Source organism: Desulforamulus aeronauticus DSM 10349, assembly GCF_900142375.1.
GTDB classification, from domain to species: domain Bacteria; phylum Bacillota; class Desulfotomaculia; order Desulfotomaculales; family Desulfotomaculaceae; genus Desulfotomaculum; species Desulfotomaculum aeronauticum.
The window spans coordinates 98,309-106,504 of the sequence record NZ_FRAR01000023.1; the positions used below are offsets into that span (position 1 = coordinate 98,309).

6 protein-coding genes are annotated in these 8,196 nt (G+C 47.3%); all 6 read right to left on the reverse strand.

Annotated elements, in window-relative coordinates:
• Positions 1–70 precede the first annotated feature (70 nt).
• A complete protein-coding gene (gene csaB, locus BUA78_RS15060) occupies positions 71–1,207 on the reverse strand; it encodes a polysaccharide pyruvyl transferase CsaB (protein WP_072916147.1) in 1,137 nt (378 codons plus the stop codon).
• Positions 1,200–3,128 carry a DUF5693 family protein gene (locus BUA78_RS15065; RefSeq protein WP_175549037.1) on the reverse strand — a complete coding sequence of 643 codons (1,929 nt, stop codon included), beginning with the start codon at positions 3,126–3,128 and terminating at the stop codon, positions 1,200–1,202. The genes csaB and BUA78_RS15065 overlap by 8 nt, the downstream gene beginning before the upstream one ends.
• Positions 3,129–3,340: 212 nt before the next feature.
• On the reverse strand, positions 3,341–5,344 hold the full coding sequence (locus BUA78_RS15070) for an FAD-dependent oxidoreductase (protein ID WP_084082455.1): 2,004 nt from the start codon (positions 5,342–5,344) through the stop codon (positions 3,341–3,343).
• Between the two features lie 164 nt (positions 5,345–5,508).
• Positions 5,509–6,810 carry an LCP family protein gene (locus BUA78_RS15075; RefSeq protein WP_072916153.1) on the reverse strand — a complete coding sequence of 434 codons (1,302 nt, stop codon included), beginning with the start codon at positions 6,808–6,810 and terminating at the stop codon, positions 5,509–5,511.
• A 215-nt stretch (positions 6,811–7,025) separates the two neighbouring features.
• Positions 7,026–7,754 (reverse strand): WecB/TagA/CpsF family glycosyltransferase, encoded by a 729-nt coding sequence (locus BUA78_RS15080; RefSeq protein ID WP_072916155.1) that lies wholly within the window; start codon positions 7,752–7,754, stop codon positions 7,026–7,028.
• Between the two features lie 164 nt (positions 7,755–7,918).
• Positions 7,919–8,196 (reverse strand): transposase (locus BUA78_RS15085; RefSeq protein WP_175548947.1); only part of this gene is annotated, 278 nt, incomplete at its 5' end.

The window sequence follows — 8,196 nt, forward strand, 5'->3', positions numbered from 1 at the left end:
ATATTATAAGACTTTCAAATTAGCTTTATTTAGAAGCTACATCGTAAAGTATGGTGTTATCCAGTTAACACTACAGATATCCTGCCGGCGACCCCTTTCGACACAAACACTGATCCAGCAGCTCCAGCGCAATGGCAGCCGTACTCCGGGCCTTTTGCCGCAGCGGCTCAATATCCTGAATCAATTCCTCCCGGGCTACCCAGGGTTCACAAATAATTTCTTCCACCGCACACCAAAGTTCCTCATACACCGGAGCCTCCACCTGGGTAGCTGCCTGTTTACCTAGTAAAGCCATAAATCGGTCTATCTTAGGATCGTAAGACAGGGCCACCGGCGGCACATGCATAACTGCTGCCAAAATTAAGGCGTGCAGCCGCATACCCAGGAGTAAATCCATATTGGCGATCAGACTGGCCATCTCCACCACCGAATATTTGCCAGTGAGCACCACTGCAGGTTGTTCCATCAGAGCCACCACTTCCTCGGAAGCCTTTAAATCATCCGGGTAGTGCATAGGCAGAAACACCACCTGGTAGCCAATGCGGGCCAACTTATCACATACCTCGGCCATAACTTCTTTATACTCAGTGAGACCCTGCCATTCCCTGACAGAAATACCCATTAACTTTCTTTCAATGGATAAATCTAGTCCGGCCTCCTCTAATATCTTGCGGCCAAGGGCCTCATCCACAAACTTTTGCTCCAAGCCCAGCACCGGATCTGCCACCACTTGAATGGGAGGCTTGGTTATCTTCATCTCTTCTAAATCTAGCAAAGAGGACTCATCTCGCACGGTAATATAACTAACCCGGTTAACCACCAGCCGCATCAAAAATCTACCCAGGGGAGTATTCACCGGCCCAATGCCCTGGGCATAAAAGAATACCGGCTTACCCAGCAATTGGGCTAACCAAATAACCCCCAGATAATACAGCAGACTTTTTGTCCCAGTTACATCCTGCAGCAAACTGCCACCACCACTAATGAGCATATCAGAATCTCTTAAAGCACGATAAATCTCCTTAAGCTTCCAACGATTGGCGGCGGTAACCCGATATATATCCTCGGTCAATTGGGGCTGCTGGGAAAGCACCTCGATGCGCAGACCGATGCGCAAATCCCGCAGTGTTTTTAAAATACTGAACAACACCGCTTCATCGCCCAGGTTATCAAAACCGTAATAGCCGGATATACAAACCTTAGCCATTTTGCACCCTTCTTCCCCAGCCAGCAGCCAGTTTAATCAGATAGTACACGACCAAGCCCAGCAAGATGCCCAGCCAAATACCGTGGCCTGCTCTTAGCAGAGATATCACCAGCGGTGTGTGGATATGGGCAAAGGTATTGACTAAAGAAGCCTGACCAATGGCTGCCAACAATAGGAGCGGTAAAAACCGATTATTCCGGTAACCGTAAAGGAGCAATAGCAGCAGGGCCGGATGGCCCAGTAAAAATTCTTTGGTCCGCGGCCGCACGCCCAGAATTTGGTCTAGTAAACTGCGGAATTGCAGTTCTAAACCGCTGACTGTCATCCCCTCGTTGCCGGTACGCAGCACATAAATGGCCACTGCCACCGCCATTAAGCTACCCATCAGGGCAATTCCCAGCACAATGGGCTGATTTAGTAAGCCTCTTATCTTCTCAGGAACACCCAAGCCTTTGGCCACTAGCAAGGAGAAATACAGCAGCAAAATCATTAAGGGCAGTACGTGGGCTAACTTCACGCCGATAAACTGATCCAGCTTCAGCATAAACCCGGCATCTGCCATAAGTCCCACCATAAACAGCGCCCCCAGGAGGGAGAACAGGGATAACTTAACGAAAACTAATATGGCCTGTCCCACAGAGCGACCTTCCTGCCGCAGGAACACCAGCAAAGACAGAGTGGGAAAAACAACCACTGCTGCTAAAGCCATGAGCTTACGGGCCAGCATAAAATCAAACCAAAGCAACCCCAGCCACAACAATACCGCCACTGCTCCCAGAGCCAGCAGCAAGGGATGCCACCTTAACTTGCCTAAGAACAGCAGTCCACCAGCTATAACCCCCAACCCGGTAAGGAATACCAAGCCTCGGGAAACCGGCACCGGTGGCAACTGACTGGCGCTGCCAAGGGTTAGCCCTTCCCCCTCCAATTTATCGCCTAAACTATCCAAAAACTCCAGGTTTTGCTGCAATAGCCCGCCCCCGGCCAGAGAAGGACGATAATACAAAATCCGCTGATTGCGCTCCGCCGCTGCCAGGGCATAACGGTCTAAAGCCTCGGCAGATGTCATTTTCTTTAATTCATCCGGGGAAATGGTGTGGAGGCGAACCACCCGTTTGTCCAACAAAATCCCCAGCTTATTAAAACCCTGTTGATTAAAGAACTCTACCTGGGCCAGGGCAACATCGGACTTTTTCAATTCATTGGCTACCTCTGCCAGTAAATATTTACTATTGTAGCCCGGTAGGGTGTCATCATTAAATAGGACGGTGTTAACCCCTGGAATGTTGCGGTATAGGGCAAAAACCTGTCGAATATTTTTTTGATCTGCCGGCCAAGTGCGAATTTGGGGAATGGGTTTTAACCCTGCCTGCACTACATCATCCAGGGAGGCTTGGGTAAAGCCAACCCCCAACCACTTTTTAATGGACTCCTTTGATTCTATATACGGAGCGGTTGTCTCAATTATGTAGGTAGCAGCACCAATTTCATGCCCCTTAACCCCAGTCAATTTAGCAGACATGTGAGTAAAAATTTGCTGGTACAAGTCTTGGCTATAGATAAGGATATACGTATGCTCCTTAACAATGGCCGGTGGTGAGGCTATGGGCTGGCTGGCCATGCGATCTAACAAAGCCTGGCCGGTAAAAACCTCAATCCTTCCTCCAGCAGCTAAATCTTCCAGTAAGGGTTCCCTTAAAACTACCGCTGTCACCCCGTGTTTTTTAAACTCCTGCAATCCTTCCACCGGCGACAGCCCCGCCAAGCCGGACAAGGCTCTAATTTCATCATAGTTCACCGCCAGTTCCACCTGGCGAAAATCCTTCTCCACCATATACCTCTGCCAAAAAGCCACATGGGCAGCAGCCAAAACTGCCACAATAATCATTGCCCAGAGGCCATATTTTAACCTTTTATCCAAATCATATCTCCCCCCATGACAAAATCCTCCATTTATTATACCCCCGTTAACCTCTGCCGACAAATAAAGCCGCGCAATTTGCACGGCTTAAGTGAAAAAAGTATATTATCCTGATGATTAGTTTTACCTAACAACTCCCTCCAAGAGGGGGCCGTATCACGAAACGTCTGGGGAAGTCTTGCGGCAACATTCACAGGCAAAGAAATAACGCCTTATTTCTTTTTAGCTTCCTCTTCACTTCCTTGCTGCTCAGGCACCTGAGCAGGCTGTCCCAGGGGATTAGCCTTTAGCCAATCGGTAAAATCCTTAAATAACATGTAACCGGCACCTATGGTAACCACTCCGTTGTTTTGGTTAACCTTTTCCAGCAACTGGGGTTTCCAAAAACCAACACTGGTGAAATAATCATATGCCTGCTGTTTGGTCACATCCATACCCAGATAGCGAGCCATCATATAGGCAGTATCTTCAATCATCAGTTCATTACCTTCGGCATAAAGCACCGGGCGGTCCTTCACCTGTACACCGGTTAGCTTGGTAATCCAGATAAGACCATTAATGAACTGCTGCTCCGGCATGTTCTGATCTAATCTATAGTCGTTATTATAGCCTCCTGCAGCCAAACCGTAGTGGCGCATGAGCTTCATCCCTTCGTAGGCCCAATGCTGGGTTACGGGGGAGGCCGGTACGTTAATGGGCTGTAAATTGACACCTTGATTAATCAGGCGCTGCTGCAACTGACCAACCAGATGGGTATTCTCAGCGATACCTTTAAAGTTAGCGTTGGTCTGCAGGCTAAGAGCAGCGGCCACACCGGCTGCTTGTCCTGTGGCCATGCCGATGGGAATTACCCGGGCACTACCATGGGGCAATGAATCAAAGCTGGCTGCCCGACCCACCACCAGCAGGTTTTCCACCTTTTGCGGCACAATACTCCTAAAGGGGATGGCGTATTGGGTGGCTACACCAATGACATTGCCCCTAAAGTCAGGATCGGTGGCTTGAATGTCGATGGGATAAGAACCAAAGGCGATACGATCAGGAAAATCTCTGTTTTCCAGAACATCATCTACGGTTAGACGATAAAGACCTTCAATATGTCTGGTTTCCCGCACGTATAGTTCCGGTGCGGTATCCACTAAATAGGCATCGCTAAAACCCGGGATATGGGTATTAATATAGGAAACGATATGGGGCAGTTCCTTCATGGCTAATTCTCTAGCCCGTTGCCGGTCGCTCAGTTTTAAGCCATCAATACCAAACACCTGCAGGGCATTGATAAGAATGGTGCCGTCCTTTTGACGGCCAATATTGAGACCCCGCATGGCCACTTCGGGGACATTAGACTTGTACCCCTTCATGTTATCCCCAAAGCCCCAGGCACTGACCAAGTTGGCCCCGGTCTGCGGCTTACCGCTGGTATTAAGATACAGCATCATCTTCAGCCAGTCGGCCTTGCTGACGCCATCCAACTTAAACACCAAGGTCACAGCCATTAATTTATCGCCCCGGCCGTAATCCTCCTGTCCATAGGTAAAGGGTGCACCGGCGGCCACAGCAATATCTGCATCCTGGGTGGCATCAATTACCCTAGCGGCACTGATATCCTTGGTTTGCCCATCGGCCAGCGCCACCTGGATGCCAGTGACTATTTGCTCATCCTGTTGGGGCTCAGCTGGTTTTTCTTCTTCTTTATTTGCTTCGTTTTTGGCACTTATGGCTTTAATGTCATCGGGTATACCCTGATAGGGTTGGGCCACCTGATTGACAGCCACAGATTGCCCCGGGCTAACCAGAGGCTTTACCTGTCCGTTCATCACTGGGTAGATAGCCTGGGCGTTAACCAACACATCCAGGTTTGACTCGCTGTTGACCATTTGGTGAAATACATTGGCGGCCGTAGTTACATCAAAGGAATCCCCTTCGATTTGATCAAAAAACTCCTGAAAGATGCCCTTATTTAAAATTACCCGGCCTGGCCCATAGTTCATATCCAAGCTGTTGAGCCACCCCTGGGTCATTAGCCCACCCAGCACGGGCCTGGTATCTACCAGAAGAGTTTTTACCCCGCTACGGGCGGCAGCCACTGCCGCAGCAACACCTTCTGGATCGCCCCCTACCACAACTACCTCGTAGGAATCCTTAATCTCCGTATTGGTCAAGGGACTAATAACATTACTAGCACTGCTACAGTCCGGCACAAACAACCAAACCATCCCAGTAAGCAGGAGCGTGGCACATAGGGATAACAAAATATACTGCCACTTCTTAGAACGACGAGTCAATACTACTTCACCCTTTAAAAATTATTTTTCTTAAAAAACCCCCTCCCTGAGGGAGCGTGTCACGCGGCGCTTGGGGAACTTACTTAGGTACTTACCTAAAGCGGCTGAGTGGGCAACCAACTATTGGAACCACCACCAGTAGTTCCCTGTTGAGGCTTGGTGTCCGTAGCCGAATTTTTATCCCCTGTCGAAGTACCAGGTGGATTGACAATAATCTCTACATCAACATTATTATCTTTAGTACTTCCTGTATTCTTGGTGGTACTGCCGTTAGAAGTGTCCTTCTTGGCACCACCGTTCCTGGTACTGTCTTTATCCTCTGTTTTCCCCTGCTTCTTCTCTGGGTTGGTTTTGCTAGGAGAATCTACATCTTGTTTAATGGTGGGGAGATAATCTTTCTCCTGTGGCTTGGTAGTAGTTTCGGCTGCCACGTTGCGGGTATCTATATTTTCTTCGCCCAACACCACATCGTAAACCTTGCCTTCCTTAATAATGGACTCTGCCACCATTTTCGCCTGTTTCGGATCAATGCTCCAGTAGCTGACACCATTCATATTTAAGAACTTACCGGGCATGGTTTGCGTCACAATCTCTACATTACTTAAGTGTTTACCAGCATTGGCCAAAGCAATCATTTCCGTTAAGCTCAAGTTGGTATCGATATACTTATTAATGGTAGGAACCAACTTGGGCAGCTTAGTAATGGTAGAGGGCTGTATCATTTCCTTGGCCAATACCTTTAAGAACTTCTGCTGGCGTTCGGTACGGCTGACATCGCCGAGAGCATCACTTCTATAACGCACATATTGCAAGGCTTTGTCACCATTAAGTTTCTGCACTCCTGGCTTCAGATCAATCCTCTGCAGGTCTGGTTCATCATAGGGATCGTAATGATACATCTTCTTTTCCACATCAATGGTTACCCCACCCAGGGTATCCACAATATCCCGAAAACCGCGAACATTGGTGGTGATGTACTTATCAATGTCTAAGCCCACCAGATCGGATACCACTTTCGTCGCCATCTCTGGGCCACCATAAACATTAGCCGCGTTAATCTTATCGTAGCCATGCCCAGGTATCTTCACACGAGTGTCCCGAGGCAAAGAAATCATGGCAATACGGTTATTTTCTTTATCCACACTGACCAAAATCATACTATCGGTTCGAGTGTTTTTCTCCCCTTCCCGGGCATCAATCCCCAGTAAGAGGAAATTTAACCGCTTATCTAAATCCGCTACTTCATCTGTTTCTGTGCTAGAAATCAACGGAGTCAGCTTATTATCAAAGATGAATTGATTAGCTAACACATATCCTACACCTAAAAACAGCATTAAAAACGAACAAAATATCACAAAGGGAAGAAACTTTAGTTTTCTTCTTTTTTTCTTTTCCATGGTAAGACACCACCCTTGTATAAACTGACATACAAAAACATTGTATCATTGTTTGCTATCAATATTCAACGAACAATATAAGTCAGAGACCTATAATTCAACGAGTTAAGTTATATTTTGACAAAAATACTAGCAAGGGACACTTAACTCCCTACAAATTAGACGGAGAAACACGAAAAAGGTAACAGCCTGTCACCATAAAAATTATAAGAAAATTATTTTTTTAAAATGTACCGTTTGATAACTAAAGACGCAAATTTTGGCAGCACCAACTGACGCTTCCAACGGTGTGGTTCCTTCAATAGCCGCCCCAACCACTCCAACTGCAATTTTTGCAGCCAGGGAGAAACCCGCTGCACCCGGCCAGCAATGACATCCAAACTGCCGCCAACACCCATGGAGACAGGTACCTGCATTTGATCTTTGTAGTTGGCAATAAACTGCTCTTGTCTGGGCATGCCAAGGGCTACAAATAACAGATGGGGTTGGGCAGCAGCTACTTTAGCAACGATTTCTGGTTCTTCATTGGGCCTAAAGTAGCCGTGATGAGTTCCTACGATTTTCAGAGCTGGGTGCTGCTTTTTTAGTTGTTCTGCGGCCTCCCCGGCTACGCCGGGAGAGGAACCCAGTAAAAAGAGGCCCCAGCCTTTTTGTTCTGCAATTGGCAGTAGGTTTAGCATCAAGTCAATGCCGGTTACCCGTTCCGGTACTGGTATACCGGCCATTTTAGTTGCCCAGACGATACCAGCCCCATCTGGAGTAACCAGGTCGGCTTCGTGAACCAACTTCATAAGTTCCGGTTGATTTTGCGCCCGATAAAGATATTCTGGATTTAAGGTAATTATCGTGTGGGGGTTACCACTTCGGACAAACTCAACTACCTGCTGTACGTTTTCCTGCATATTTAAGTTATCTATGGGTGCACCGAGAAGATTCACTCGCACTAATTTCGCCTCCTACATTATCACCGTTTATTATACCTGTATCTTTACCAATAGCCAACCAGAGACAATAGAGTAGGGAAACCACTTTCATGGCTTCCCCCTCATCAAACCGTACGTCAGACTGTCTAACAATTGATTGCTGAATACATCTTAAAACGTAGGTTTTATGCAATTTTGCTCAAATAAACATCCTGTATATTAGATTTCAAACGAGCTGGATCTCTGAAGAGACGCATGAGCTCCTTCACTCCTTTTATTTTGATCATTCTCTTAAGATTATAGGCAAGACAAATCAAATTGGTCTCAATGCCTACTGATGCCAACCCTCGCGTTAAAAAGTATGTATAGCCCAAGTGGCGTTTTATCGTCCCGAAAGGGTGCTCAACTATAGCCGCCCTTTGCTTATAAATATTACTTTGATTACGTATATTTTCGGCAATCT

Excerpts from the sequence above, each read along its gene's own strand:
- BUA78_RS15070 (WP_084082455.1), bottom strand. The coding sequence starts at position 5,344 with ATGGTTTGGTTGTTTGTGCCGGACTGTAGCAGTGCTAGTAATGTTATT.
- BUA78_RS15075 (WP_072916153.1), bottom strand. The coding sequence starts at position 6,810 with ATGGAAAAGAAAAAAAGAAGAAAACTAAAGTTTCTTCCCTTTGTGATA.
- csaB (WP_072916147.1), bottom strand. The coding sequence starts at position 1,207 with ATGGCTAAGGTTTGTATATCCGGCTATTACGGTTTTGATAACCTGGGC.